The sequence below is a fragment of the Solwaraspora sp. WMMA2065 genome, from assembly GCF_030345075.1.
Taxonomy (GTDB): Bacteria; Actinomycetota; Actinomycetes; order Mycobacteriales; family Micromonosporaceae; genus Micromonospora_E.
Window position 1 is genome coordinate 384,927 of record NZ_CP128361.1, and the last position, 25,957, is coordinate 410,883.

Below are 25,957 nucleotides of genomic sequence, written 5' to 3' on the forward strand. Positions count from 1 at the left end.
GGGCCGGCGGTCATGCTGCTCCGGCGGGTCACGCTGCTCCGGCGCTGGCGGTCGCCAGCTTGACCCCGAAACCGAGGAACAGGGCACCCACCCCGCTGGTGACCGTCACGGCGAGCCGGCGCCGTTGCCGGAACTGCATCGCCAGATAAGTCCCGGTGAAGATCAGCACGGTCAGGTAGATGACGCTGAACAGTTGGGCGATCGTGCCGAGCAGCAGGAACGACAGCGCCGGGTACGGGTACGCCGGGTCGACGAACTGGATGAAGAACGACACGAAGAACAGGATCGCTTTCGGGTTCAGCAGGCTGATCACCGTCGCCCGCCGGAACGGGCGACGCGCCGCCGCCGGCTCGGCTGCGTCCACCAATCGGGGCGCGCCCGGGTCGTCCCGCCGCCGCCAGCGCCGCCAGGCACCACGGAGCATGGTGACGCCGACATAGCCGAGGTACGCCGCCCCGGCGTACTTGATCACGGTGAACACCGCCGGATGGGTGTTGAGCAGGGAGGCGACCCCGGCTGCGGAGAGCACCATCAGCACCGTGTCGCCGAGGAAGACGCCGCCGGCCGCCCGGTAGCCGTGCCGCACGCCGCGTCGGGCGGCGGTGGACAGGACGAACAACGAGTTCGGCCCGGGCAGCAGAATGATCGCCACGGTGCCCAGGACGTACGTCCAGATGTCGGTGATGCCCAGCATGGGGGTCATCCTCACCTGTCCGCCGGTCCGCTGGCGAGAGAAATTTCGCTGGTGGTGAAGTAGGTCGGCACCGCCCGGGTGACTCCGGTAGCGGATTGCGGCGGGTCGGCGACGGTGCGCAGCGGCAGCACCCCGGCCCAGTACGGCAGTGCGAGGTCGGCCTGATCGTCGACGGGGTCACCGGTGCGGCCCTTGACCGACACCTCGTCGAGAGCGACGGCGAGCACCGCTGTCTGCGCGAGTTCCCGGTTCGTCGGTGGCCGGCTGTCCGAGACCCGGCCCGGAGCCGCCTTGTCGATCAGGGCGTCGAGTGCCCGCCGCTTGTCGGCCGGATCGCTGACCAGCCGGGCGGTGCCGTGTACGACGACTGACCGGTAGTTCGCGCTGTGGTGCGCCTGGGCGCGGGCATAGACCAGGCCGTCGAGCAGGGTGACGGCCACACAGACGGCGAGCCCTTGTGGGTCCCGGGCGGCCAACAGGGGCGTGCTCGCGGTGGAGCCGTGCAGGTACAGGGTCTCGTCGACGCGTACGTGCAGAGTGGGCAGTGCCCGGGGCGCGCCGTCGGCGACGAACGCCAGGCAGCAGTGGTACGCCTCGTCGAGGATGCGGTGTGCCTCGGTGCGCTGGTAGGTGACCCGGTTGAGGTGTCGCGTGGCGGTGGTCCGGGCGGTGGCGGGATACATTCGGGCTCCCAAGTTTGTTCTAGTACAATATGCTATTTGTGTCAGAACAATATCAGCCGACCGGTGCGACCGCGACCGAGATCTCGGCCAGCGTCGAGGCCGGTGTCCGTACGGGTGCGTTGGCACCTGGTGCCCTGCTGCCGGCGGTGCGTACGCTCGCCGACGCACTCGAGGTCAGCCCGGCCACCGTCGCCAAGGCGTACCAGGCGCTGCGCCAACGTGGGATCGTCGACACCGACGGCCGGCGCGGCACCCGGGTCCGCGCCCGCCCGCCGGTCGCCGTGACCCGGCCCGGCCCGTCCGCGCCGGCCCCGCCGGGCACCCTGGACCTGTCCACCGGTGAGCCGGATCCACGGCTGTTGCCGCCGCTGGCGACACATCTCGCTGCGGTCGCCCGGGAGTTGGCCGACACCGCGTCCGGGCAGGGTTACGCCGACGCCGGCCTGCTGCCCGACCTTGCCGCGCTAGCCATGGTCCGGTTGGCTGACGACGGCCTGCCGGCCGGCGGTCTCACTGTCACCAGTGGCGCGCTGGACGGGATCGAACGCCTGCTCACCGGCACTCTGCGCCCTGGCGACCGGGTCGCGGTGGAGGATCCCGGCTGGGCCAACCTGCTGGACCTGATCGCGGCACTGGGCCTCACTCCGGTCCCGATGCCGGTGGACGACCGCGGCCCGACCGAACCCGGCCTGCGGGCGGTGCTGTCCGCCGGCGTCTCCGCCATCGTGGTCACCACCCGGGCGCAGAACCCGACCGGCGCCGCCCTGGACGCGGACCGGGCCGACCGGCTGCGACGGCTGCTGCGCGAGGCCGACGATGTGCTGCTCATCGAGGATGACCACGCCGCTGAGCTCTCCGATGGTCCGCCGCACGTGTTGGCCGGCGTGACACCCCGGTGGGCGTTCGTCCGCTCCGTAAGCAAGCCGTACGGCCCGGACCTGCGGATCGCCCTGTTGACCGGCGACGAGACCACTCTCAGCCGGGTGGCCGGTCGGATGCGTATCGGTTCCGGCTGGGTCTCCACGGTCCTGCAGCGGCTGCTCGGACAGTTGTGGCGCGATCCCTCGGTCGCCGCCACCGTGGCCGGGGCCGGCCGGGTCTACCAGCGCCGCCGGGAGTCGTTGCGGGCCGCGCTCGCCAACCACGGCGTCGCCAGCCACGGCGGCAGCGGGATCAACGTCTGGGTGCCGGTGACGGACGAGACCCACGTGGTGGCCGCGCTGCAGGCGGCCGGATTCACCGTCTCCACCGGAGCCCGCTACCGGCTACGCAGCGCGCCGGGTATCAGGATCACCGTCAGCGGGCTCGACGAGCACCGGGCCGGCGAGCTCGCCGCGGCGGTGCGCGACGCGCTGCGCCCAGCAGGACTCACCGGGGTCGGCAGGTGAGGTACGCGGGCCGCACTCGGACCGGTCAACCCAGGCGCTCCGGTCAATCCGCAACCGGGTAGGAAGGACTTGTGACCGTGCACGAAACCACCGCCGGAGCCGATGGGTACGTCCCCACCGGTGCCCGTAGCCTCGCCGACCTGCGCGCTGCCGCCCCCAGTTGCCAGGGCTGCGAACTGCACCAGCCCGCCAGCCAGGTGGTCTTCGGCCGGGGCAACCCCGATGCCCGGGTGGTGATGGTCGGCGAGCAGCCCGGGGACGTCGAGGACCGCCAGGGGCTGCCGTTCGTCGGCCCGGCCGGCCGGCTGCTGCGCCGGGCGGTGGACGACGCCGGGATCCCGGTCGACCAGATCTATCTGACCAACGCGGTGAAGCACTTCCGCTTCGTGTCGCGCGGCGGTCGACGGATCCACCAGACCCCGGACCGGGCGCACATCGTGGCCTGCCGGCCATGGTTGGTTGCCGAGTTCGCGATGCTGCGCCCGGACGTCGTCGTGGTGCTCGGCGCGACCGCGGCCCGGGCACTGCTCGGCCCGGCGTTCCGGGTGACCCGCTCGCGTGGCGTACCGTTGCCGTGGCCTGCCTCGGCCGAACGGGCCGAGGAGTTTCCGGTGGGTCCGGCGCAACTGGTGGCCACCATCCATCCCTCTGCGGTGCTGCGTGCCGACGCCCAGCAGATCGCCTTCCGAGGGCTGGTCACCGACCTCGGCGTCGCCCGCAGACTGCTCGCCGATCGGGGCAGCCCGACCCAGGCGGTACGCCGATGACCGCGCTCACTGCACCGTCGTCGGTGACCGACCCGCCGCCATCCGGTGACGTCACCCGCATCCAACGCCGTACGCTGCGGCTGCTCGCCGGTACCCAGATGATCGGCGGCGTAGGCGTCACCATCGGGATCTCGGTCGGTGGCCTGCTCGCCGCCGAGCTCGGCGGGGTGGCCGTCTCCGGCCTGGCGCAGAGCGCCGCAGTGGTCGGCGGGGCGCTGCTCGCCGTACCCGTGGTCCGGATCATGAACGGGCACGGCCGCCGACCCGGTCTGGTCTTCGCCTACCTGACGGGTGCGACCGGGGCGGTGCTGGTGGTGGCCGCCGCCGCGGGGCGCTGGGTGCCGCTGCTGTTCGTCGGCATGGTCCTGTTCGGCGGGGCGACGACTGCCGGGCTGCAGGCCCGGTACGCGGCGGTCGACCTCACCGAGCCGCGTCGTCGGGGCCGGCAGCTGTCGCTGGTGGTCTGGGCGACCACGGTCGGCGCGGTGACCGCCCCCAACCTGGCCGGGCTGGCCGACCGGTCGGCCAGCGGGGTCGGGCTGCCGCCGCTGGCCGGCCCGTTCGCCGTCAGTACGCTGGCGTTCCTGCTGGCCGCGCTGCTGGTGCTGGTGTTGTTGCGACCGGATCCGCTGCTGACCGCCCGGCGGATCGCCGGCCCCGCTGCGGCGACCGCCCCGGTGCAGTCCGGCCGGGCTTCGCAGGCCAGGTCCGGCCGAGGCCTGCGGGCCGCGTTCGTGGTGGTAGCCGCCCGGCCCGCCGCGCGGCTCGGGGTCTGCGCCGTCGCAGTCGGCCACCTGGTGATGGTCGGGGTGATGGCGATGACGCCGGTCCACATCGGGATGGGGCACACCGGCGGTGATCTGTTGCGCACCGTCGGGCTGGTGCTGAGCCTGCACATCGCCGGGATGTACGCGCTGTCGCCGGTGGTAGGTTGGCTCACCGACCGGGCCGGTCGCCGGCCGGTGATCGTCGGTGGGGTCGGGCTGCTGCTGGCCGCGTGTGCCGTGGCGGGCACCGCCGGCCACGACCCGGTACGCCTGGTGATCGGGCTGGTGCTGCTCGGGCTCGGCTGGTCGGGCACCATGGTCGCGGGCTCGACCCTGCTGTCGGAGTCGGTGCCGGTCGACGTCCGTCCGTCGGTGCAAGGCCTGTCGGACCTGGTGATGGGTCTGGCCGGCGCGTTCGCCGGCGGGGTCAGCGGAATCATCGTCGGGCTGTCCGGTTACGGCGTCCTGACGTTGCTGTCGGCGCTGGCCACGGTGCCGCTGCTGGGGTTGGTGCTGCGCCCGGTGCCGGCTCCGTCGAAGCAGTAAGGAGGCAGGGATGCGGTTGACGGACTTCTGGGGCCGGTTGGACGAGGCGTTCGGGCCGGCGTACGCCCGCAGTATCGCCACCGATCAGGTACTGGCCCAGTTGGGTGGGCGCACCATCGCCCAGGCACTGGCGGCGGGTGAGGAGACGGCGGTGGTCTGGCGGGCGGTCTGCGCCGCGTATCCCGACCGGGTCCCTGGCCGGTTGCGCTGATCGCGAGCCGGTCGAGCTGGGATTCACGACCTGTTGATTACGGTACGCCTCAGTCAATGCGCATAGTGTCACTGTCCCGGTTGTCGGGTGTTGGTTGGGCTCTGATGTCACCGGTGCATCAGAGCACCGGTGACATCAGAACTGGAAGTGTCTCGGGGCAACCGGAGTCGGCCTGTGTGTCGCGCGTCGCTTGTCGGGTCGGTCGTACTCCTGTCGGCTGGTCGTGCCTCCGCTTGACGGGGTACCTCTGCTTGGCGGGCGTGCGTTCGCGTAGCTGAATTCACTCTTTGCGGTCCAATGGATGCTTTGGGTGGTGAAACTCGTGGGCGTGTCTGGTTTTCCACTCGTACATCTGTTCGGCTATTGTCCACAGCTAGGTGCTCATCCACAGGTTGCGGCCCGTCGGCTGTTTTCTGTCGGACCCAGCGCCTAGCGTGACCCGGGTGACGAGAAGCTCGGCCAGGACGCCTGGGAAGTCGGCGAACGTAGGGGTGGCAGCAATGGCGGCAGTGCCAGACAAGGAAAAGGCGCTCGATCTGGCGCTGGCTCAGATCGACAAACAGTTCGGCAAGGGCTCGGTGATGCGGCTGGGCGAGCGGCCGGTGATCCAGACCGCAGTGATCCCCACCGGCTCCATCGCGCTCGACGTTGCACTCGGCGTCGGCGGCCTGCCCCGGGGTCGGGTGGTCGAGGTCTACGGCCCGGAGAGCAGCGGTAAGACCACGGTCGCCCTGCACGCGGTGGCCAACGCCCAGCGTTCCGGCGGCATCGCGGCGTTCATCGACGCCGAGCACGCGCTCGACCCTGACTACGCCAGGGCGCTCGGCGTGGACACCGACGCCATGCTGGTCTCCCAGCCGGACACCGGTGAGCAGGCGCTGGAGATCGCCGACATGCTGATCCGCTCCGGCGCGCTGGACATTATCGTGATCGACTCGGTCGCGGCCCTGGTGCCCCGTGCCGAGATCGAGGGCGAGATGGGGGACAGCCACGTCGGTCTGCAGGCCCGGCTGATGAGCCAGGCGCTGCGCAAGATCACCGGTGTGCTGAACAGCACCGGCACCACCGCGATCTTCATCAACCAGCTGCGGGAGAAGATCGGCGTGATGTTCGGCTCGCCGGAGACCACCACCGGTGGCCGGGCGCTGAAGTTCTACGCCTCGGTGCGGCTCGACGTGCGACGGATCGAGAGCCTCAAGGACGGCACCGACGTGGTCGGCAACCGGACCCGGGTCAAGGTCGTCAAGAACAAGGTCTCCGCGCCGTTCAAGCAGGCCGAGTTCGACATCATGTACGGCAAGGGCATCTCCCGGGAGGGCTCGCTGATCGACGTCGGCGTCGAGCAGTCGATCATCCGCAAGTCCGGTGCCTGGTACACCTACGAGGGCGACCAACTCGGTCAGGGCAAGGAGAAGGCCCGGGAGTTCCTCCGGGAGAATCCGGACGTGGCGGCTGAGATCGAGAAGAAGATCCTGGAGAAGCTCGGCGTCGGCGCGCTCGGTGCCGACGAGGCCGGCGGGCCCGAGCTGCCGCCGGTCGACTTCTGATCCGGATGGCCGGGCGACGACGCGGCGCACGGACGGGCCGGGGCTGGGATGCGGCTCCGCCCCGTCCACGCGCCTCCCGTGCCGGCCGCAGCCGGCCGGCCGACCCCACCGCCGGGTTCGCAGACCCCACCGCTGAGCGCGACGGCCGCACCACCGGGTCCGCCGCGGTCGGCGGTGGGCAGCCGGTGGACGAGGCGCAGCAGGCCCGCGACATCTGTCTGCGACAGCTCGCCGTCCGCCCTCGGACTCGGGCGGAGCTCGCCGCAGTGCTGCGGCGACGCGGCATCTCCGAGGCCACGGCCAGTTCGGTCCTCGACCGGTACGACGAGGTCGGGATGATCGATGACGCGGCGTTCGCCCAAGCCTGGGTGACCAGCCGGCACCACGGTCGAGGGCTGGCCCGGCGCAACCTCGCCGCCGAGTTGCGTCAGCGTGGCGTGGATCCACAGACTGCCCGGGACGCGCTGGACGGGCTGGACGAGTCGACCGAGCGGGCCACCGCGACGGAGCTTGTCGAGCGCAAGCTGCGTACCGCCCGGGGTGCTCCGGACGTGGTGTTCCGACGGTTGGTCGCGATGCTTGCCCGCAAGGGTTACTCGGCGGGGGTAGCTGTGCCGGTGGTCCGGGAGGCACTGGCCGTCCGGTCCGCCGAGGCCGCCCAGTTCACCGACGCGGTGGATGCCGAGGCACTGATCGGCGAGGTTCCCGACCCGGATGCTGAGTAGCCCTGGTCCACCTGACGGGACACCATCCCCTGCGGGATGCGCCAAATTTCCGACTCATCCCGGCGCGTCCTGAGCGCGATATGCTGCCTGTGAGTGGGCCGATGCCCTACGTTCCGTTGTCGGTCTGATCATGACTTCTTGACCGAACGGCCCCTCGCGACCTAGCCTCGCGTTACAGACGAACAACCGACCCGTCGCAGGCTAACCGCACAACATAGATCGCATAACAGTACGGCATCACTTCGCAGCAGCAGTTCAGTAGCCAGACATGCCGCAACCGGACAGGCCGGTCCGGCGGCGACAGCACGCACAACGGCCGCTTTCGCCGTGATCGTGCCCGCACCCACGTCGGTGCTGTCTGGTCGTTGGTCAGCCGCCACGGTCGGGTGTTCCCATAGCCGTGGCCGGCGCCGGAGCGAGAAGCCTCCGGGAAGGCCGACGGCGGACTGGAGGCGGTCGTGGCGCAGCGCAGGAAGCCGGCGGGACACGCGAGTGTCGGTAGGCTCGGAGGGTCGGCATGACCGGGCTGGAGTGGATGCTCTTCGCCGCGGTCGTCGTGCTCGCCGGCCTGGTGCTCGCCGGCCTCGCGCTCGGTGCCCGCACGCTGCGCCGGCTCACCACACCGGCGGCCGCGACGCCGGTTGAGGAGGACCCGGCTTTCGTCGCCGCCCGCGACCGGCAGGAACGCTCCCTCGCCGCGCTGCGTACCGCGGCCGACGAGGCGTCCTCCGCCGTCGAGCAGGCCAAGGCCGCCGCCGCTGCGGCCCGTACCGACGCCGCCGCCGCCAAGGCCGAAGCGACCGCCGCCCGGGCCGAGGCCCGTCGAGTGCTCGACGCCGCCCGGGCCGAGGCGGACACCATCCTGGAGCGGGCCCACCGGCAGGCCGAGACCGAAGCCGAGCAGGTCCGGGCAGCGGCCCGGCGCAGCGGCGAGCGGGAGATCGCGATGCTCTCCCGGGCCGTCAAGGAGCAGTCCGCCGAGCTGGACCGGCGCGGCCAGCGGATGGACGAGCGGGAACGTCAGCACGCCGAGGAAGCCGACCGGGTCGCCGAGCGGGACCGCCGGTTGACTGCCACCGCCGCCGAACTCGCCGAGCGCAAGGCAGCCCTGGCCGCCCGGGAGGCGGACCTGACGGCCGCCGAGGAGCGATGGCAGCGCGAGCTGGAGCGGGTCGCCGGGCTGACCGCCGAGGCGGCCCGGGGTGAGCTCGTTGAAGCGATCGAGGGCCAGGCCAAACGGGAGGCGGCAATCCTGGTCCGCGACATCGAGGCCGACGCCCGCAACACCGCTGACCAGCGGGCCCGGCACATCGTGGTGGACGCCATCCAGCGGGTCGCCAGCGAACAGACCGCGGAGAGCGTGGTCAGCGTCCTGCATCTGCCCGGCGACGAGATGAAGGGCCGGATCATCGGGCGCGAAGGCCGCAACATCCGGGCGTTCGAGTCCGTCACCGGGGTCAATTTGATCATCGACGACACACCCGAGGCGGTCCTGCTGTCCTGCTTCGACCCGGTACGCCGGGAGACCGGCCGGCTCACCCTGGAGAAACTGGTGCTCGACGGCCGGATTCATCCGCACCGGATCGAGGAGGTCTTCGAGACCGCCCGGCAGGAGGTGGAGCAGCTGTGCCACCGGGCTGCCGAGGAGGCGCTCGTCGACGTCGGCATCACCGAGATCCACCCTGAGCTGGCCACCCTGCTGGGCCGGCTGCGCTACCGGACCTCGTACGGCCAGAACGTGCTCAAGCATCTGGTGGAGACCGCGCACATCGCCGGGGTGATGGCCGCCGAGCTGCGTCTGGACGTCCCGCTGATCAAGCGGTGCGCGTTCCTGCACGACATCGGCAAGGCGCTCACCCACGAGGTCGAGGGCAGTCATGCGCTGATCGGCGCCGACCTGGCCCGCAAGTACGGCGAATCCGAAGAGGTGGTGCACGCTATCGAGGCACACCACAACGAGGTGCCGCCGCAGACCGTCGAGGCGGTGCTCACCCAGGCCTCCGACGCGTGCTCCGGTGGTCGTCCCGGCGCGCGGCGGGAAAGCCTGGAGGCGTACGTCAAGCGGCTGGAGCGAATCGAGGAGATCGCCGCCGGCAAGATCGGCGTGGAGAAGGTCTTCGCCATGCAGGCCGGCCGGGAGATCCGGGTGATGGTCAAGCCGGACGACGTGGACGACATCGGTGCCGCGGTGCTGGCCCGCGACGTGGCCAAGCAGATCGAGGAGGAGCTGACCTACCCGGGGCAGATCCGGGTGACCGTGGTCCGCGAGTCCCGGGTCACCGAGATCGCCCGTTGACCGGCCGGACGGCCGGTCAACGGGCGGGCCGTCCGGTTAGCTGCTGCCTGACGTAGCCGTGCCGCCGGTAGTGGCGCTGCCGCCGGTGCCGGCCGCAGTCTGTTGGCCGGCCACCGTCGACGCCGGTGCCGCCGGCGGCTGGGGTGTGGCGCTGGTCCGCCGGCCCTGAGCCAGCCGCCGCTGCACCGACTCGGCGAGCTTGGACAGCGCGTAGTTGACCGCGATGAACAGCACCCCGATCACCAGATACACCTGGATCGGGTTACGCAGGTTCTGGATGATCGTCCGGCCGACCAGCAGCGTCTCCTGGTAGCCGATGATGAAGCCCAACGAGGTGTCCTTGAGCACCACGATCAGCTGGCTGATCAGAGCCGGCAGCATGATCCGGAACGCCTGTGGCAGCAGGATCATCCGGGTGGTCTGGAACGACGTCAGCCCGATCGCGGCGGCCGACTCGCGCTGCCCCGACGGCAGACCCTCCATCCCGGAGCGCAGGATCTCGGCGATCACCACGCCGTTGTAGATGGTCAGACCCAGCACCAGGTACGGCAGCATCTCGTGGCCGAACGGGAGGACGATCTCCAGGCCGAGGTCCGGCAGGCCCCGGGCGACGAAGAAGATCGTGATCACCACCGGCAGGCCGCGGAACACCTCGACGCAGAACCGGGTCACCAGGTTCAGCAGCCAGCTCAGCGCCCGCAACGCCAGCGCGAACGAGGTGGCGAGCCCGGTGAACCGGCGGCGCAGCAGCGCCTTCAGCTGGATCCGCAGCACCGCCAGCGCGGTGCCGAACAGCAACGACAGCGCGATCGCCAGGCCGGCGGCGGTCAGCGTGGCGGTGACCCCCTCGCCGAGCAGTGTCCAGACCTGACCGAACACCTCGTTGCCGGGGTCGATCAGTGGACCCCACTTCTCCATGGTGAACTGTTCGCGTTCGGCCAGCGGCCGGTAGACCAGGAAGTACCCGGCGGTGACGGCGGCGAGGGCCGACAGCACGCTGACGATCAGCGTGACCCGTCGGGCCCGTGGTCCGGGGGCGTCGTACAACACGCTCTGCTGCTGGCTCATGGCGTGGTTCCTCCGGTGACGGCTGCGGCGCTCGCGGGGGACGGGGCGGTCATCTGGCCACCGCCCGGTGGGCCTCGACCCGGTCGAGCAGCAGCCCGAGCGGCACGGTCATGATCAGGAAGCCGATCGAGATGCCGACGAAGACCGGGATGATCGGCTCGCCGAGGGCGCTGGTCAGGTTCTGCGCCGAGTTGGACAGGTCACCGACCACCCCGAAGAAGCCGGCCAGCGCCGAATTCTTGATCATGGCGATGATGACGCTGCCCAGCGGGACGATCGCGGCCTTCCACGCCTGGGGGAGTACCACGTACCGCAGGTTCTGGGTGAAGGTCAGGCCGATCGCGCGGGCGGCCTCCGCCTGACCGGGCGGCACCGCGTTGATCCCGCTGCGGATCGCCTCGCAGACGAACGCACCGGTGTAGACGCTCAGCGCGATGATCGCGAACCGGAAGTACGGCAGGTCGATGCCGAGCCGGCTGAACACGATGCTCAGCCCGGGGATCCGCAGGAAGTCGGCGTTCGACCCGAGTGCGGGCAACCCGAAGGCCGAGAAGAACATCACGACGGTCAGCGGCACGTTGCGCAGCACCGTCACGTACGCCCCGCCGAGCCAGCGTAGCGGCGGCACCGGTGAGATCCGCAGGATCGCGACGAGCGTGCCGATCAGCAGCGCGCCGGTCGCGGACAGCAGACACAGCTGCAGGGTGAGCCAGAAACCTCCGACGAAGACGTCGAAGTGGTCGACGAGCACTCTCACACGAAAGACCCTTCTGCGAACCGTCCACCTGGGCGACCGGCCGGCCCGGAGCTGACTGCGCCGGGCCGGCCGGGATCGATCAGGGGCGACCTTCGACGGTCAGTAGCGGTCGACCGCGGGACCGGTCGGGGTGTTGTCGTCGAAGGCACCTGCGGTGGACTCCCACGCCGCGGCGTACGAGCCGTCGTCGTAGATCTTCTCCAGGGTGTCGTTGATGAAGTCGCGGAACGCGTCGTCGCCCTTCTTCACCCCGATGCCGTACGGCTCCTCGGTGAACTGCTCACCGGCCAGCTTGAAGTCGCCCTCGTTGTCGGCGATGAAGCCGAGCAGGATCACGTTGTCCGTGGTGACCGCGTCGACCTGACCGCCGCGCAGCGCGTCCACACACTTCTCGTAGACGTCGAAGAGCACCAGCTGCTCGCCGACATCCGCCAGGTACTCCTGGATGTTCTCCGCCGGCGTCGAACCCTGCACCGAGCAGATCTTCTTGTCCCCGGCCTCGAACGACTCCGGCCCGGTGATCGACTCGTCGTCGGCGCGGACCATGATGTGCTGGCCGGCGACGTAGTACGGGCCGGCGAAGTCGATCCGCTCCTTGCGGGTGGGGTTGATCGTGTAAGTGGCAACCACGATGTCGACCCGGTCCTGCTCCAGCAGCTCCTCGCGGACCGCGGACGGCGCCTCGACGTACTCGATGTCGTCGGCGGCGATGCCCAGCTCGGCCGCGATCAGCTTGGCGATCTCGACGTCGAAGCCGGCCGGCTCACCGTCGAGGCCCAGCTTACCGAAGCCGGGCTGGTCGAACTTGGTGCCGACGGTCATGGTGCCGGCCTCGCTCAGCTCGGCCATCGTGGTACCGGCCTCGAAGCTCGGCGTCGCCACGTCGGGGTTCTCACTGCCGGAGCCGTCCCCGCCGCTGTCGCCGCAGGCCGCCATGGACACCGCCAACGCGGCAGTTGCGGCTACCGCCGCCATACGTGACATACGCATTGCTCAGTTTTCTCCTTCACGATGGGAAGCCCGCCGGGTCGCGGCCGACTCCACGTTGGATGAAACTCGTCCTCGAGCGGGATGTCAGTGGGTGAGGATCTTGGACAGGAAGTCCTTCGCCCGGTCGCTGCGCGGGTTGGTGAAGAACTCGGTGGGCGGGGCGTCCTCGACCAGCTGCCCGTCGGCCATGAAGATGACCCGGTTCGCGGCGTGCCGGGCGAAGCCCATCTCATGGGTGACGACGACCATCGTCATCCCCTCGGCTGCCAGCGAGGTCATCACGTCCAGCACCTCGCCGACCATTTCCGGGTCGAGCGCGCTGGTCGGCTCGTCGAACAGCATCGCCTTGGGCTGCATCGCCAACGCCCGGGCGATCGCCGCCCGCTGCTGCTGACCGCCGGAGAGCTGGGCCGGGAACTTGTCCGCCTGGTTGGCGATGCCAACCCGGTCGAGCAGTTGCAGTGCCCGCTCGCGGACCACCGACGCCTTCTCCCGGCGTACCTTCATCGGGCCGAGCGTGACGTTGTCCAGGATCGTCCGGTGCGCGAACAGGTTGAACGACTGGAACACCATGCCGACCTCGCTGCGCAGCCGGGCCAGGGCCCGGCCCTCCGCCGGCAGTGGTCGGCCGTCGAACAGGATGGTCCCGGAGCTGATCGGCTCCAGACGGTTGATCGCGCGGCACAGAGTGGACTTGCCGGAGCCGGACGGCCCGATCACCACCACCACTTCACCACGGTCGACCGAGAGGTCGACGTCCTGGAGCACGTGCAGTGGACCGAACCACTTGTTGACTCCGCTGAGCACGATCAGCGGCTCACTGGTTGTCACCGTCATGCACCGTCCCTGTCCATGCACCGTCCTAGTCGTCACGATCGGTCGAGGTCACCTCACGTGGTCCCGCCACTTTAGGCGGCGTGATGTGTCGGAAGGCAACTCAAATGGTCACGGAGCGGTAACACAGCCCACGTGCCGGCTGCTGTCCGGGCAACATGATCGTATGGCGATTGCACCGTTCTGCACCACGCTGTGGAACTGGTCCGTCGACGGACCGCTCGCCCCAGGTCAGATCCGAGCCACCCTCGCGGCCATCATCGGTCGTCCGGTGGTGTCGCTGGGTGGGGCTTCGGCGGAGCGGTTCCCCGACGGCGTGGTGCTCTGCGACGTCTGGGACGGGGCCGGGGACTTCCCGGTGAACGTCGACTGCTACGCCGCACCGGTCGACCCGCCGGAGCACCGGGTCCTCGCCGCGTTCGCCCGCCGGACCGGACGTCGCTGCGTACTCGCCGACGACACGCTGGACGCGACCCGCCACCTGCTGGTGTCCCCGGACGGCACGGTCCGTCCGGTGCACCTGGACATCGAACCGACCAGCGTCGGTGACCGCCGCACCAACCTGCGGCTGTGCAGCCTGACCGACCCCGGCTGCCGGGCCGGGTTGTTCTGCGGCGGCTCGCGGTGGGGGCCCGACTCGGTGGCTCCGACACTCGCCGCGTGATCCCGGCGGCGGGCGGCCGGCTACGCTGTCTGATGTCATGACTACCAGCGCAGCACACGCCCGCCACCCACGTACCTACCAGGTGCGCACCTACGGCTGCCAGATGAACGTGCACGACTCCGAACGGATCTCCGGCCTGCTGGAATCGGCCGGCTACGTCCGGGCGGGGGAGTCCGACGATCCGGACGTCGTCGTCTTCAACACCTGCGCGGTGCGGGAGAACGCCGACAACCGGCTGTACGGCAACCTCGGTCACCTGCGACCGGTCAAGGAGAAGCGGCCGCAGATGCAGATCGCGGTCGGCGGCTGCCTGGCGCAGAAGGACCGGGGCGAGATCGTCCGCCGGGCCCCCTGGGTCGACGTCGTCTTCGGCACGCACAACATCGGTGCGCTGCCGACCCTGCTGGACCGGGCCCGGCACAACTCCGCCGCCGAGGTGGAGATCCTCGAGTCGCTGGAGGTCTTCCCCTCCACCCTGCCGACCCGGCGGGAGTCGACCTACGCCGGCTGGGTGTCGATCTCCGTCGGCTGCAACAACACCTGCACCTTCTGCATCGTGCCGTCGCTGCGCGGCCGGGAGAAGGACCGTCGGCCCGGCGACGTCCTCGCCGAGGTACGGGCCCTGGTCGACGAGGGTGTGCTGGAGGTCACCCTGCTCGGCCAGAACGTCAACTCCTACGGTGTCGAGTTCGGTGACCGGTTCGCGTTCGGCAAACTGCTGCGCGCCTGCGGCGGGATCGACGGGCTGGAACGGGTCCGGTTCACCAGCCCGCACCCGAAGGACTTCACCGACGACGTGATCGCCGCGATGGCCGAGACCGACAACGTCTGCCACTCGCTGCACATGCCGCTGCAGTCCGGTTCGGACGCCGTACTGCGGGCGATGCGCCGCTCCTACCGCGCCGACCGCTACCTCGGCATCATCGACAAGGTGCGGGCGGCGATGCCGGACGCGGCGATCACCACCGACATCATCGTCGGTTTCCCCGGTGAGACCGACGCCGACTTCGAACGCACCCTCGACGTGGTACGGGCCGCCCGGTTCTCCTCGGCGTTCACCTTCCAGTACTCGAAACGCCCCGGCACCCCGGCCGCCGAGATGCCCGGCCAGTTGCCGAAGCCGGTGGTGCAGGAGCGCTACGACCGGCTGATCGCCTGTCTGGAGGAGATCACCTGGGCGGAGAACCGTCGGCTGCTCGGCCGGACGGTCGAGGTGCTGGTCGCGGTCGGCGAGGGCCGCAAGGACGGGCGGACCGGGCGGCTGTCCGGCCGGGCCCGGGACGGCCGGCTGGTGCACTTCGACGCCGGCCCGCTCGCCGGGCGCATCCGTCCCGGTGACCTCGTCGAGGTGGTCGTCAGCTACGCGGCTCCGCACCATCTCAACGCCGACGGCGAGCCGGTCGCCCACCGCCGGACCCGGGCCGGCGACGCCTACGAGGCAGGGCGGACACCGCGTACCGGCGGGGTGCTGCTGGGGCTGCCGACGGTGGGTGCACCACCTCCGGCGACACTGGCCACCTCGGCCTGCGACCGCTGAACCCTGTCAGCCGCGTCTGACCCGGGTGCCGTCAGCTGCTGATCCGGCACCGCGCCGTCTCCCGGCCGCACCACGCGGCCGGGAGACGGACGTCATCGGGTCAGAGGCCGATCTTGCCGGCGCCGGCGCCGTTCGTGACGACGGACTTCACCTGGCTGGCGGTGGTCAACGAGTAGGAGTACGGGATGCTCGCGACCCCGCCGGCGGTTTCCGGGGTGCCGGAGTTCACGAAGTGGTTGTTGCGGGCGACGAGGGTGCCCGGGTCCGACGCGGCGTAGCCGACGTGCGTCGGGTCGTCGACGTTCTCGAAGTAGTTGCCTTCGACGAGAACGCCGGCGTCCATGGTGGAGGCGACACCGTAGTCGTTGTCGTAGTAGTAGTTGTTGAACACGTGTACCGGGTTGCCGAACCGGACCCGCGGATGCCGGGAACCGGAGCCGTCGAACCAGTTGTGGTGGTAGGTGACCCGCAGGTGACCGCGGTCCTGGCTGGCGTTGTTGTCCGAGTGGCCGAGCAGCATCGACTTGCTGTGGTTGAAGACGCGGTTCCACGACACCGTGATGTAGTCGGAACCGCGCTTGATGTCCACGGCTCCGTCGTACCCGTTGGTGAAGCTGTTGTGGTCGACCCAGACGTTGGTGGACTCGGTCTGGACGTTGATGGCGTCGTCATTCCAGTTGCGGAAGTTGATGTTGCGGATGATCACGTTTCGCTGGTTGCTGATGTTGAATCCGCAGCCGGAGATCGTGGCTGAGGAGCCGACGCCGACGATCGTCTTGTTGCTACCGACGTTCAGCATGCCGGAGCAGGAGATGGTCCCGGACACCCGGATGACGGCGGAGCCGGATCCGCTGATCGCCGAGGACAGCGCCGAGGAACTGGTGACGGTGGTCGGGGAAGCGTTGCCGCCACCGGTGGTGCCGCCGTTCTGGGTGGCCCAGCCGACCAGGCCGGTCGGCGTCTGGCCGGGTGGCGGTGTGGTCGGGTTGGGCGGTGGTGTGGTCGGGTTGGGTGGCGGTGTGGTCGGGTTGGTGCCACCGGTGCAGGCCACGCCGTTCAGGCTGAAACTGCTCGGTGCCGGGTTGGACGAGTTGTTCCACGACCCGTTGAAGCCGAACGAGACGCTCGCGTTCGAACTGAGGTTGCCGTTGTAGCTCACATTGCGAGCGGTGACGGAGCTCCCGCTCTGTGAGATGTCGGCGTTCCACGCCTGAACGACCTCTTGGCCGGCGCCAAAGGTCCACTGCAGGGACCAGGACGACATCGCGTCGCCGAGGTTGGTGAGGACGACGTTGCCGGTGAAACCGCCCGGCCACTGGGAGGCGACCGAGTAGTCGACTCGGCAGCCGGTAGCGGCGTGGGCGGTGCTTGCGCTGACGACCGTGGCACCGGTGAGGGCGACGGCAGCGACCGCAGTGGTGGCCAGCGCCGTGCGGCGCCGTGCTGCGTGCATTGAGATCTCCTTACGGCATGGCGGGGTGCGTCGCCGGTGGGAGAGCCAGCCCGGTTGGCTCGCAGGTGCGGGTGCTGGCGGTGCACCACGCCGTGGGTATTACAGGACGGATCCCGCTGGACAGGCGGGGAAGCGCTTTCCTTAGCGAAACATAGAAGTATCGCGATGTCAAAGGGGTGTGTCATGAGTAGGCGGTAGGGCGACTGGCCTCCGCAGGGGCCGGCTACCCGGAGAGCGGGGTCGCCGGCTGCCCGTCAAGATCACCAGCGGCATCGGCCGCCGGCCGCTGATGTTCCTGGCGGCCGGCGGCTCCCGGGGGCATCCGCCGTCGAGTTCGCGGTCGGATCCCGCCGGTGTCTTGTGTCTTGTCAGTGCTCTTCGGTCGGCTGCCCGGTTGGCGCTACTTGGCCTGCTCCGCGAGTGCCAGGAACTGCCGCTTGCCGGCAAGTGCCTTCTCCGCCTCGCGGATCCGCTTGGCGTCACCGGCCGCCCGCGCCCGCTCCAGCCGCTGCTCGGCCTCGGCGACCTGCTCGCGCATCTGAGTCAACAGGGGATTGGCCGACGGCTCGGTACGCCGCCACGCCGAGTCCATCGTTTCCCGTACCCGGTCCTCGACTGCTCGCAGTCGACGGTCCAGCCCCGACGTCGACTCGCGTGGCACCCGGCCGATGTCATGCCACTGGCCCTGCACCTCACGCAGCTTCGCCTGCGCGGTACGCGGATCCGCGTCGATGTCGACGGCCTCCAGTTCGGTCAGCAGCGCCTGCTTGCGCTCCAGATTGGCGCGCTGCTCGGCGTCGCGGGCCGAGAAGACCTCGCTGCGGCGGGTGAAGAAGGTGTCCTGGGCCGAACGGAACCGTTCCCACAGCTTCTGCTCCGCCTCCTTCGAGGCGCGTGGGGCGGACTTCCACTCGGCCATCAGCTCCTTGAGCCGGCTCGCGGTGCTGGCCCAGTCGGTCGACTCGGCCAGCGTCTCGGCCTCGGCGACCAGCTCGTTTTTCGCCGACTGGGCCTGCTTGCGCTGCGCGTCGAGGGTGGCGAAGTGCGCGCCCCGCCGACGGGTGAACCCGTCCCGGGCGGCGGCGAACCGCTTCCACAGCTCCCCGTCGGTCTTCTTGTCGACGCCGCGGATCGTCTTCCACTCGTCGAGAATCTCCCGGAACCGGTCACCGGCACTCTTCCACCCGGTCGACTCGGCCGCGAGCTGTTCGGCCTCGACCACCAGCTCGGTCTTGCGGGCCAGGGCGGCGGCACGGGCGGCGTCCCGGGCCGCTCTGGCCTGCGCTGCCTTGTCCTCGGCAAGGGTCGCCAGCTTGTCCAGCCGGTCGGCCAGCGAATCGAGGTCGCCGACCACATGGGCCTCGGCCAGTGATCCGCGCAGTCGTCGGATCGTGCTGAGCGAATGCGTCGCGTCGGCGGCACCGGACTGTAACCGGGCCTCCGTCAAGTCGACCTCGGTCACCAGGTCGGCGAACCGGCGGGCGAAGTGCGCCAGGCCTTCCTCCGGCGCTCCAGCCTGCCAGGATCCGACCGCGCGCTCCCCTTCGGCAGTCTTGACGTAGACCGTGCCGTCCGCATCAACCCGTCCGAAGGAAGTCCAGTCGCTCATGTGCCCATCCTCGTTCTCCCGGCGTCGCAGGATCGAGATGTCCCGATGGACGCCGCCACGGCGCAGTTAGGTTGCGGGTAAGTTTCCCCCGCGCATTGTCACAGGTCCAACCCTGCCTGCGTCGAGCGCCTGTCGCCGACCGTGACCATACGGTGTCCTTGTCGGTGGTTGGCCCACGAGTCGGTGCCAAAGGGGCCAAATTCCGACACTCAAGGTGACCGGTTGGCTGCGTGGAGCGACAGGACTGCGGGCTACCGTGGACGCCGTGCCCCCGCTGCGCGTCGCCTTCTGCCCACACCCGCCGGTGATCGTTCCCGAACTGGCCGGTGGGGCCGCCGCCGAGCTCGACGAGCTGCGGTGCGCCGCCACCGCCGCCGTCCGGTCACTGGTCGACTGCCCCGCCGAGCGAATCGTGGTCATCGGAACCGACGATCCGTCGATGGTTCCCGATCCGTCCACCGAACCCGATCCGTCGATCGTTCCCGATCCGATGGAGCGGATCTGGCGGCCACCGCTGTCCGCCAGCTTCCGACCCTGGGGGGCGGCGGTCGAGGTACCCCTGGGCACGTCCCTGAACCCGGCGGCCGCCGTCGTCGACGCCGTACCCGCCCCCGACGCCACGTCGACCGGTGCCGGCCGCCGCTTGCCGCTGAGCCTGACCGTCGCGGCGTGGTTGCTCGCCCGCGCCGACGTCGACCCCGCCCGTACGGCGGTCGAGATGGTCGCGGTCCCCGCCGGTTCGCCACCCGAACAGTGCCTACGGCGCGGGCGGCTGCTCGCCGGGTCCGCAGCGGCGGGACCCCGGACCGCCGACCGACCGTGGGCGGCCCTGGTGATGGGGGACGGCTCCGCCTGCCGGGGCCTCGCCTCACCCGGCTACCAGGACGACCGGGCGGAACCCTTCGACGACGAGGTCGCCGCCGCCCTCGCTACCGCCGACCACCGGATACTCGCCCGTCTGGACCCGGCTCTGGCCGGCGCACTGCGGGTCGCCGGCCGGGCCGCCTGGCAGGTGGCCGCCAGCGCGGCGACTGCTGGTGCCGGTGCGGCGTCCGCTGACGCTGATGCCGCCGGTGCGGCGGCCGGCGACGTGACCGACTGGACCGGCCGGCTCACCTACTACGCCGCACCGTACGGCGTCGCGTACTTTGTCGCCTCGTGGCACCGGAACTGACCAACGGCCGCGGCACCGGGCCGCGCCGACCCGCGTCGATCCGCCCGGACCGAGTGGTGGCGGTGATCGGCCCGACCGCGGCCGGCAAGTCCGCGCTGAGCATCACCCTCGCCCAGCAACTCGGCGCCGAGGTGGTCAACGCCGACTCGATGCAGTTGTACCAGGGGCTGGACATCGGCACCGCCAAGCTCACCATCGACGAACGGGCCGGCGTACCGCACCACCTGCTCGACATCTGGCCGGTCACCGCGCCAGCCAGCGTCGCGGAGTACCAGCGGCTGGCCCGCGCCGCCATCGACGACATCCTGCGTCGGGGGCGCCTGCCGCTGCTGGTCGGCGGCTCCGGCCTGTACGTGCGGGCGGTGCTGGAGAGATTTGACTTTCCCGGCACTGACCCGGCGCTGCGCGACCGGCTCGAAGCCGAACTCGCCGAGACCGGCCCGGCTCCGCTGCACGCCCGGCTGGCCGCCGCCGACCCGGCGGCCGCCGCCGCGATCCTGCCCGGGAACGGGCGGCGGATCGTTCGGGCGCTGGAGGTGATCGAGCTGACCGGGCGGCCGTTCACCGCTACCCTGCCGGAACCGGTGCCCCACTACGACGCCGTGCAACTCGGTGTCGACCTGCCCACCGAACAGCTCGACGACCGGATCGCCCGCCGGGTGGACCGGATGTGGGAGCAGGGCCTGGTAGCCGAGGTCCACGCGCTGCTCGGGCAGGGCCTGCGGGACGGCCGTACGGCCAGCCGGGCGCTCGGGTACCAGCAGGTGCTCCGGATGCTCGACGGCGAGTACGACGACGAGCAGGCCCGTGGGGACACGGTACGGGCGACCCGCCGGTTCGTCCGCCGGCAACGTTCCTGGTTCCGCCGCGACGCCCGGGTGCGTTGGCTCGACGGCGCAGATCCGGACCTGGTTCGGGCGGCGCACGCCGCGTTGCGCGCTCCGCAGCGCTGAGCGGTGCCGGCTCTGCGCCAACCGCGGACTGGCCGCCGCCAGCCGCCCAGGGTCAGTTGTCGGCCGCCGCCGACCGTTGCTGGATGGTCGGTACACCGGCCGGGGCGGTGGACACGGCCGTCTGCGCGGCGACGGCCGTCTGCGCGGCGACGGCCGTCTGCGCGGCGACGGCCGTCTGCGCGGCCGCTTCCGAGGCCTGCGCCGCGGCTCGGACCGCAGCGGCCACCGCCGGCGCCACCCGGGGATCGAACACGCTCGGCACGATCACCGTCGGGTTGATCCGCTCCTCGCCGACCACGTCCGCGATGGCCCGCGCTGCCGCCAACGCCATGTCGTCGGTGAACGACTCCGCGTGCGCGTCGAGCATGCCACGGAACACACCCGGGAACGCCAGCACGTTGTTGATCTGGTTCGGCTGATCGGAACGCCCCGTCGCGACGACCGCCGCGTGCCGGCGGGCCTCGCGTGGGTCGACCTCGGGGTCCGGGTTCGCCAACGCGAACACGATCGAGTTCGGTGCCATGGTGGCGATGTCGTCACCGGTCAGCAGGTTCGGCGCGCTCACCCCGATGAACACGTCCGCGCCGCGCAGCGCGCCGGGCAGATCCCCGGCGTACCCGGTCGAGTTGGTGTGCTCGGCCAGCCACTGCCAGGTGGGGTTCAACCCGCTCAGCCCTCGATGCAGTGCGCCCGGTCGGTCGTAGGCGATGACGTCCCCGACGCCCTGACGCAGCAGCAGCTTGATGATGGCGGTGCCGGCCGCGCCCGCCCCGGAGACCACCACCCGTACGTCGCTGAGCTGCTTGCCGACCACCCGCAGCGCGTTGGTCAGCGCGGCCAGCACGCAGATCGCCGTGCCGTGCTGGTCGTCGTGGAAGACCGGGATGTCGAGCAGCTTCCGCAGCTTCGACTCGATCTCGAAGCAGCGCGGCGCGGCGATGTCCTCCAGGTTGATCCCGCCGTAGCCGGGGGCGATGGCCCGTACGATCGAGACGATCTCGTCCGGATCCTGGGTGTCCAGCACCACTGGCCAGGCATCGACGTCACCGAACCGCTTGAACAGCGCCGCCTTGCCCTCCATCACGGGCAGCGCGGCCGCCGGACCGAGATTGCCCAGCCCGAGCACGGCCGAACCGTCGGTCACCACCGCCACGGTGTTGCGCTTTATGGTGAGCCGGCGCGCGTCGGCCGGATTGTCGGCGATCGCCAGGCATACCCGCGCCACCCCCGGCGTGTACGCCCGGGACAGCTCGTCTCGGTTACGTAGCGACACCTTCGGGGCCACCTCGATCTTGCCGCCCAGATGCAGCAGGAACGTCCGGTCTGACACCTTGCGGACCTCGACGCCGTCGAGCGCCTCGAGCTCCTTGACCACGTCGTCGGCGTGCGCCGCGTCGGCCGTGTCGCAGGTCAGGTCAACCACCACGCTGACCGGGTCGGAGTCGACCACGTCGAGCGCGGTGACGATGGCACCGGCCTCGCCGACACAGGTGGTCAACCGGCCGATCGCCGACGCGTCGGCGGGAATGCTGATCCGGATGGTGATGGAGAAGCCGGCACTGGGCAGGCGGGTGGTCGCCACGGGATCCCTCCGTCGTTGGTGGGGGCGGCCGGACCGGGCCGCTGCACCATTCTTGCGCGTGATCCGCGCCGCGCCCGCTCCACCCCGCGTACGGCGTGCCGGAGCCGTTCAGCAGCAGGTCACGGCGGCGGTCATCCGGTCCGGAGTCGGCCGCGATCCGGCCCGGTCCCGGCCATGTGGGTAGCCCGCGTCCTGATATGTAGGTGCGGCGCGGCCGTCGGCGTGTCACGATCGAATCCTGAGGAGGCAGCTTTTGCGTACATATCGTGCCGAGGAGACGGTCCACCCGCCGTTCCACCTGTCGACCGCCACCGACCCGGACGGCCGAACCGGCCCCAACGGCCCGATCGAGCCGACAGACGACGACACCACCGTCGGCGACCTGGAGCTGGCCGACCGGCACGCGCTGCGGCGCGTCGCCGGGCTCTCCACCGAACTCGCCGACATCACCGAGGTCGAGTACCGCCAGCTGCGGTTGGAGCGCGTGGTGCTGGTGGGAGTCTGGGAAAGCGGGACGGTCACCGACGCGGAGAATTCGATCACCGAGCTCGCCGCGCTCGCCGAGACCGCCGGGTCCCAGGTCCTGGAGGGCCTGATCCAGCGCCGCGACCGGCCTGACCCGGCCACCTACGTCGGCCGGGGCAAGGTCGGCGAACTCAGCGACGTGGTGCTCGCCTCCGGCGCGGACACGGTGATCTGCGACGGTGAGCTCTCCCCGTCACAGCTGCGCAACCTGGAGCAGAGAGTCAAGGTCAAGGTCATCGACCGGACCGCGCTGATCCTGGACATTTTCGCCCAGCACGCCAAGAGCAAGGAGGGCAAGGCCCAGGTCGAGCTGGCCCAGCTGGAGTACCTGCTGCCCCGGCTGCGCGGCTGGGGCGAAACGCTGTCCCGGCAGACCGGAGGCAGCGGCCGTGGCGGCGGTGCCGGTGGCGGCGTCGGCCTGCGCGGCCCCGGTGAGACCAAACTGGAAACGGACCGGCGCCGGATCCGTACCCGGATCGCCCGCCTGCGGCGGGAGATCAAAGGCATGCGGACGGTACGCGAGACCAAACGCGCCCGCCGTACCCGCAACGCGGTGCCTGCGGTGGCGATCGCCGGCTACACCAACGCCGGTAAGTCCAGCCTGCTGAACCGGATCACCGGTGCCGGGGTGCTGGTCGAGGACGCGCTGTTCGCCACCCTCGACCCGACCACCCGCCGGGCGCATGCCGCCGACGGCCGGGTCTACACCCTGTCGGACACCGTCGGCTTCGTCCGGCATCTGCCGCACCAGATCGTCGAGGCGTTCCGTTCCACCCTGGAGGAGGTTGCCGAGGCCGACCTGGTGGTGCATGTGGTCGACGGTGCCCATCCGGATCCGGAGGAGCAGGTTCGCGCGGTCCGCGAGGTGCTCGCCGAGGTCGGTGCCGACCGTCGCCCCGAGTTGCTGGTCGTCAACAAGATCGACGCGGCCAGCGAGGAGGAGTTGCTGCGGCTCAAGCGGCTCTGGCCCGACGCGGTCTTCGTCTCCGCCCGGCAGGCCCGGGGCATCGAGGCCCTGCGCGCCGCGATCGAGCAACGCCTGCCACGACCGGCTGTCCAGGTCAGCGTCATACTGCCGTACCACCGGGGTGACCTGGTGTCCCGGGTGCACCACCGGGGTGAGGTCCTCGGCACCCGGCACACCGCCGCTGGTACCCTTCTGCAGGCGCGCGTCGACGAGGCACTCGCCGCCGAACTCCAACCGTTCCTGACTCCGGGCGAGTGACATTCTTTCCGCAGACTCAGTGATCCGCCGAAGACTTCACGTGATTGATCACGGTGTAACAGTCGGACTCAGGCCGGCGTGCGACACTCGTCGGATGCGTCGGCTCCTGACCCCGGCCACGATCGCCGTCGGACTGCTCACGATCCACCTCCTGGCTCCGCCCGGCCCGGCCATGGCCCTGCCCGCCCAGGACCCCTCCCCGCCCGGTACCCAGCAGGTGACACCGGGTGAGCCGGTCTGCGAGATCACCGACGAGCGGCTGCGGGAGCTCTCCGGTCTCGTCGCCACCACCGACGGCTACGTCGTGGTCAACGACAGCACCGAGATCGACAGCAACGAGCGGGTGTTCTTCCTCGACTCGTCCTGCGACGTCGCCAACGCTGTCCAGTACCCGACGCCGCCGTTGGACCCCGAGGACCTGGCGATCTCCCCGGACGGGCAGACTCTCTGGATCGCCGACGTAGGGGACAACCCGACCGCCGACGAGCGTCGCGAACGAATCGCGCTGTGGTCCCTGCCGGTTGACGGCTCCGCCCAACCGGTCATCCATCGGGTGAGCTACCCGGACGGCCCGCACGACGCCGAGGCGTTGCTGATAGCCAACGACGGCACCCCGCTGATCATCACCAAGGAGACCGGCCCGTCCGGCCTGTACCGCCCGGTCGAACAACTCCGCAGCGACAACGACGACCCGGTGCCGATGGAGCGGGTCGGCGAACTCGAACTGCCCACCACCAGCACCCCGAACCTGTTCGCCGCCGCCGGCCGGCTCACCGTCACCGGCGCGGCCCGGTCCCCGGACGGCAGCCGGATCGCCCTGCGCACCTATGCCGACGCCTTCGAGTGGGACCTGTCGGCCGACGGCGACATCGTCACGACGCTCACCAGCGAACGCCCCCGGGCCACCCCGCTCACCGACCCGTTCGGCGAATCGATCGCCTACTCCCCGGACGGGGCCACCTTCCTCACCGTCTCCGACGTCGCCACCCTCGACGAGGGGACCCCGGTGGAGATCCTGCGTTACACCCCGAGCACCGAGGTCGCGGCCCAGGTCGACGACACCGGCGGCGGTGACCGGGAGGGACCGTCCTGGCTCAACCGGATCAGCCTGCAGGAGATCAACCTGCTGATCGCGGCGGTCGGTGTGCTCGGCGCACTGCTGGTCGGACTCGGCATCTTCGGTATCGTCCGGGCCCGGCGGACGGCACGGTCGGCAGCGATCGGTGGACGCGGCGGGGGCCGCGCCGATCGCGACCCGGACCGGTCCGACCGCGACCCGGGGGACCGCGACCGCGCTGCGGCCTACGCCAGCGATTCGCTGGGCAGTGGCGCCTACGCCAGCGATTCGCTGGGCAGCGGCGCGTTGCCCGGTGGCGGACCGGCCCCGGCCGGCCGTAAAGCCGGCGGTGTCTACGGCGCGGCGAAACCCGCCGCCGGTTCGGCCGCCCCGACCGGTCCAGGCGGTGGTGGCGTCTACGGCGGGTCGGCGGCAAGACCGCCCGCCGGCGGGGCCGGCACATACGGTGCCGCCAAGCCCGCCACCGGCGGCCGGGCCGGCGTGTACGGGGCCGCCGCGCCACGGCCGGACACCGGCGGCTACCGTCCGGCCGGCGGGGTCGACTCCGGGGCGGTGTACGGGGCGGCGAAACCGGCGCCACCGGCCCGGCCCGGCGCGGCAGGCGTCTACGGCGGTGCCGGGCACTCCGGCCGGTCCAGGGGCACCAAGGACGCACGCGACTCCGGCGGGTCCTGGGACCTCGGTGGCGACTACCCGGGCGACGGCTACCCGGCCGACCGCTACGACCAGCCGCGAGCCGGTGGGCCGCGCCCACCGGCCGGGCACGTCGAGCGGGAACCCGGCGTCTACGGCCGGTCCGCTCCCGAGCAGCCGGACGAATGGCGCGGCTGAGACCCCGCAGCTGACACTCCTGCGGCTGAGACCCCGCCGAGAACTGCTGCGCG

At 70.8% G+C, this 25,957-nt stretch carries 22 protein-coding genes; 13 read left to right on the forward strand and 9 right to left on the reverse strand.

The genetic code is table 11. From position 1 onward, the window contains the following. Positions 1-28: 28 nt before the first annotated feature. On the reverse strand, positions 29-703 hold the full coding sequence (gene leuE / locus O7610_RS01750) for a leucine efflux protein LeuE (RefSeq protein WP_281554015.1): 675 nt from the start codon (positions 701-703) through the stop codon (positions 29-31). A gap of 2 nt (positions 704-705) precedes the next feature. Then, entirely contained in the window at positions 706-1,377 is a 672-nt protein-coding gene (locus O7610_RS01755; protein ID WP_348650093.1) for a pyridoxamine 5'-phosphate oxidase family protein, read from the reverse strand. A gap of 38 nt (positions 1,378-1,415) precedes the next feature. Here O7610_RS01755 and O7610_RS01760 point away from each other — a divergent pair, with 38 nt between their 5' ends. The 7 genes from O7610_RS01760 (at position 1,416) to rny (ending at position 9,624) form a co-directional block, all read left to right on the forward strand. Then, positions 1,416-2,765 (forward strand): aminotransferase class I/II-fold pyridoxal phosphate-dependent enzyme, encoded by a 1,350-nt coding sequence (locus O7610_RS01760; protein ID WP_281554016.1) that lies wholly within the window; start codon positions 1,416-1,418, stop codon positions 2,763-2,765. A 71-nt stretch (positions 2,766-2,836) separates the two neighbouring features. After that, positions 2,837-3,532, forward strand: coding sequence for a UdgX family uracil-DNA binding protein (locus O7610_RS01765; protein WP_281554017.1), 696 nt, complete (start codon positions 2,837-2,839; stop codon positions 3,530-3,532). Then, positions 3,529-4,845 carry an MFS transporter gene (locus O7610_RS01770; protein WP_281554018.1) on the forward strand — a complete coding sequence of 439 codons (1,317 nt, stop codon included), beginning with the start codon at positions 3,529-3,531 and terminating at the stop codon, positions 4,843-4,845. The genes O7610_RS01765 and O7610_RS01770 overlap by 4 nt, the downstream gene beginning before the upstream one ends. 10 nt (positions 4,846-4,855) lie before the next feature. Then, positions 4,856-5,056, forward strand: a complete 201-nt coding sequence (locus O7610_RS01775) for a DUF3046 domain-containing protein (RefSeq protein ID WP_281554019.1) — start codon at positions 4,856-4,858, stop codon at positions 5,054-5,056. A gap of 500 nt (positions 5,057-5,556) precedes the next feature. Then, positions 5,557-6,603 carry a recombinase RecA gene (gene recA, locus O7610_RS01780; protein WP_278168039.1) on the forward strand — a complete coding sequence of 349 codons (1,047 nt, stop codon included), beginning with the start codon at positions 5,557-5,559 and terminating at the stop codon, positions 6,601-6,603. Between the two features lie 5 nt (positions 6,604-6,608). Then, positions 6,609-7,328, forward strand: coding sequence for a regulatory protein RecX (locus O7610_RS01785; protein WP_289212509.1), 720 nt, complete (start codon positions 6,609-6,611; stop codon positions 7,326-7,328). A gap of 517 nt (positions 7,329-7,845) precedes the next feature. Continuing rightward, positions 7,846-9,624, forward strand: coding sequence for a ribonuclease Y (rny, locus tag O7610_RS01790; protein ID WP_281554021.1), 1,779 nt, complete (start codon positions 7,846-7,848; stop codon positions 9,622-9,624). Between the two features lie 36 nt (positions 9,625-9,660). Here rny and O7610_RS01795 read toward each other — a convergent pair whose 3' ends face one another. The 4 genes from O7610_RS01795 to O7610_RS01810 form a co-directional block, all read right to left on the reverse strand. Continuing rightward, the gene (locus tag O7610_RS01795; protein WP_281554022.1) at positions 9,661-10,692 is read right to left on the reverse strand and encodes an amino acid ABC transporter permease; all 1,032 of its coding nucleotides are present in this window, start codon (positions 10,690-10,692) and stop codon (positions 9,661-9,663) included. A 49-nt stretch (positions 10,693-10,741) separates the two neighbouring features. After that, positions 10,742-11,449, reverse strand: a complete 708-nt coding sequence (locus O7610_RS01800) for an amino acid ABC transporter permease (RefSeq protein ID WP_281554023.1) — start codon at positions 11,447-11,449, stop codon at positions 10,742-10,744. A gap of 99 nt (positions 11,450-11,548) precedes the next feature. Beyond that, positions 11,549-12,439 (reverse strand): glutamate ABC transporter substrate-binding protein, encoded by an 891-nt coding sequence (locus O7610_RS01805; protein ID WP_281554024.1) that lies wholly within the window; start codon positions 12,437-12,439, stop codon positions 11,549-11,551. An 84-nt stretch (positions 12,440-12,523) separates the two neighbouring features. Beyond that, positions 12,524-13,276: an amino acid ABC transporter ATP-binding protein gene (locus O7610_RS01810; protein ID WP_281554025.1), complete on the reverse strand. Its 753-nt coding sequence runs from the start codon at positions 13,274-13,276 to the stop codon at positions 12,524-12,526. A 163-nt stretch (positions 13,277-13,439) separates the two neighbouring features. On the opposite strand from O7610_RS01810, the gene O7610_RS01815 reads away from it, so the two are divergent. Continuing rightward, the gene (locus O7610_RS01815; RefSeq protein ID WP_281554026.1) at positions 13,440-13,937 is read left to right on the forward strand and encodes a hypothetical protein; all 498 of its coding nucleotides are present in this window, start codon (positions 13,440-13,442) and stop codon (positions 13,935-13,937) included. 37 nt (positions 13,938-13,974) lie between these two features. Next, the gene (gene miaB, locus O7610_RS01820; protein ID WP_281554027.1) at positions 13,975-15,474 is read left to right on the forward strand and encodes a tRNA (N6-isopentenyl adenosine(37)-C2)-methylthiotransferase MiaB; all 1,500 of its coding nucleotides are present in this window, start codon (positions 13,975-13,977) and stop codon (positions 15,472-15,474) included. Positions 15,475-15,574: 100 nt separating this feature from the next. On the opposite strand, the gene O7610_RS01825 is transcribed toward miaB, so the two are convergent. Both O7610_RS01825 and O7610_RS01830 read right to left on the reverse strand, forming a co-directional pair. Continuing rightward, positions 15,575-16,927, reverse strand: a complete 1,353-nt coding sequence (locus O7610_RS01825; protein ID WP_281554028.1) for a pectate lyase family protein — start codon at positions 16,925-16,927, stop codon at positions 15,575-15,577. 400 nt (positions 16,928-17,327) lie between these two features. Then, positions 17,328-18,536, reverse strand: a complete 1,209-nt coding sequence (locus tag O7610_RS01830; RefSeq protein ID WP_281554029.1) for a DUF349 domain-containing protein — start codon at positions 18,534-18,536, stop codon at positions 17,328-17,330. Positions 18,537-18,801: 265 nt separating this feature from the next. Between O7610_RS01830 and O7610_RS01835 the strand changes: the two genes are divergently transcribed. Beyond that, the gene (locus tag O7610_RS01835) at positions 18,802-19,710 is read left to right on the forward strand and encodes a class III extradiol ring-cleavage dioxygenase family protein (protein ID WP_353850318.1); all 909 of its coding nucleotides are present in this window, start codon (positions 18,802-18,804) and stop codon (positions 19,708-19,710) included. Beyond that, a complete protein-coding gene (miaA, locus tag O7610_RS01840; protein ID WP_281555507.1) occupies positions 19,707-20,663 on the forward strand; it encodes a tRNA (adenosine(37)-N6)-dimethylallyltransferase MiaA in 957 nt (318 codons plus the stop codon). Before O7610_RS01835 ends, miaA begins: the two co-directional genes overlap by 4 nt. 52 nt (positions 20,664-20,715) lie before the next feature. Here the strand turns inward: miaA and O7610_RS01845 are convergent, their stop codons facing one another. Then, positions 20,716-22,245 (reverse strand): NAD-dependent malic enzyme, encoded by a 1,530-nt coding sequence (locus tag O7610_RS01845; RefSeq protein ID WP_502959070.1) that lies wholly within the window; start codon positions 22,243-22,245, stop codon positions 20,716-20,718. A 346-nt stretch (positions 22,246-22,591) separates the two neighbouring features. On the opposite strand from O7610_RS01845, the gene hflX reads away from it, so the two are divergent. After that, positions 22,592-23,995 (forward strand): GTPase HflX, encoded by a 1,404-nt coding sequence (hflX, locus tag O7610_RS01850; RefSeq protein ID WP_281555508.1) that lies wholly within the window; start codon positions 22,592-22,594, stop codon positions 23,993-23,995. Positions 23,996-24,089: 94 nt separating this feature from the next. Continuing rightward, positions 24,090-25,904: a hypothetical protein gene (locus tag O7610_RS01855; RefSeq protein WP_281554031.1), complete on the forward strand. Its 1,815-nt coding sequence runs from the start codon at positions 24,090-24,092 to the stop codon at positions 25,902-25,904. The last annotated feature ends 53 nt before the right edge of the window (positions 25,905-25,957 follow it).

What these genes read in the sequence shown, in the direction of transcription:
- leuE (WP_281554015.1), bottom strand. Translation starts at nt 703, where the DNA reads ATGACCCCCATGCTGGGCATCACCGACATCTGGACGTACGTCCTGGGC.
- O7610_RS01755 (WP_348650093.1), bottom strand. Translation starts at nt 1,377, where the DNA reads ATGTATCCCGCCACCGCCCGGACCACCGCCACGCGACACCTCAACCGG.
- O7610_RS01770 (WP_281554018.1), top strand. Translation starts at nt 3,529, where the DNA reads ATGACCGCGCTCACTGCACCGTCGTCGGTGACCGACCCGCCGCCATCC.
- O7610_RS01775 (WP_281554019.1), top strand. Translation starts at nt 4,856, where the DNA reads ATGCGGTTGACGGACTTCTGGGGCCGGTTGGACGAGGCGTTCGGGCCG.
- recA (WP_278168039.1), top strand. Translation starts at nt 5,557, where the DNA reads ATGGCGGCAGTGCCAGACAAGGAAAAGGCGCTCGATCTGGCGCTGGCT.
- O7610_RS01785 (WP_289212509.1), top strand. Translation starts at nt 6,609, where the DNA reads ATGGCCGGGCGACGACGCGGCGCACGGACGGGCCGGGGCTGGGATGCG.
- rny (WP_281554021.1), top strand. Translation starts at nt 7,846, where the DNA reads ATGACCGGGCTGGAGTGGATGCTCTTCGCCGCGGTCGTCGTGCTCGCC.
- O7610_RS01795 (WP_281554022.1), bottom strand. Translation starts at nt 10,692, where the DNA reads ATGAGCCAGCAGCAGAGCGTGTTGTACGACGCCCCCGGACCACGGGCC.
- O7610_RS01805 (WP_281554024.1), bottom strand. Translation starts at nt 12,439, where the DNA reads ATGCGTATGTCACGTATGGCGGCGGTAGCCGCAACTGCCGCGTTGGCG.
- O7610_RS01810 (WP_281554025.1), bottom strand. Translation starts at nt 13,276, where the DNA reads ATGACGGTGACAACCAGTGAGCCGCTGATCGTGCTCAGCGGAGTCAAC.
- O7610_RS01815 (WP_281554026.1), top strand. Translation starts at nt 13,440, where the DNA reads ATGGCGATTGCACCGTTCTGCACCACGCTGTGGAACTGGTCCGTCGAC.
- miaB (WP_281554027.1), top strand. Translation starts at nt 13,975, where the DNA reads ATGACTACCAGCGCAGCACACGCCCGCCACCCACGTACCTACCAGGTG.
- O7610_RS01825 (WP_281554028.1), bottom strand. Translation starts at nt 16,927, where the DNA reads ATGCACGCAGCACGGCGCCGCACGGCGCTGGCCACCACTGCGGTCGCT.
- O7610_RS01830 (WP_281554029.1), bottom strand. Translation starts at nt 18,536, where the DNA reads ATGAGCGACTGGACTTCCTTCGGACGGGTTGATGCGGACGGCACGGTC.
- O7610_RS01855 (WP_281554031.1), top strand. Translation starts at nt 24,090, where the DNA reads ATGCGTCGGCTCCTGACCCCGGCCACGATCGCCGTCGGACTGCTCACG.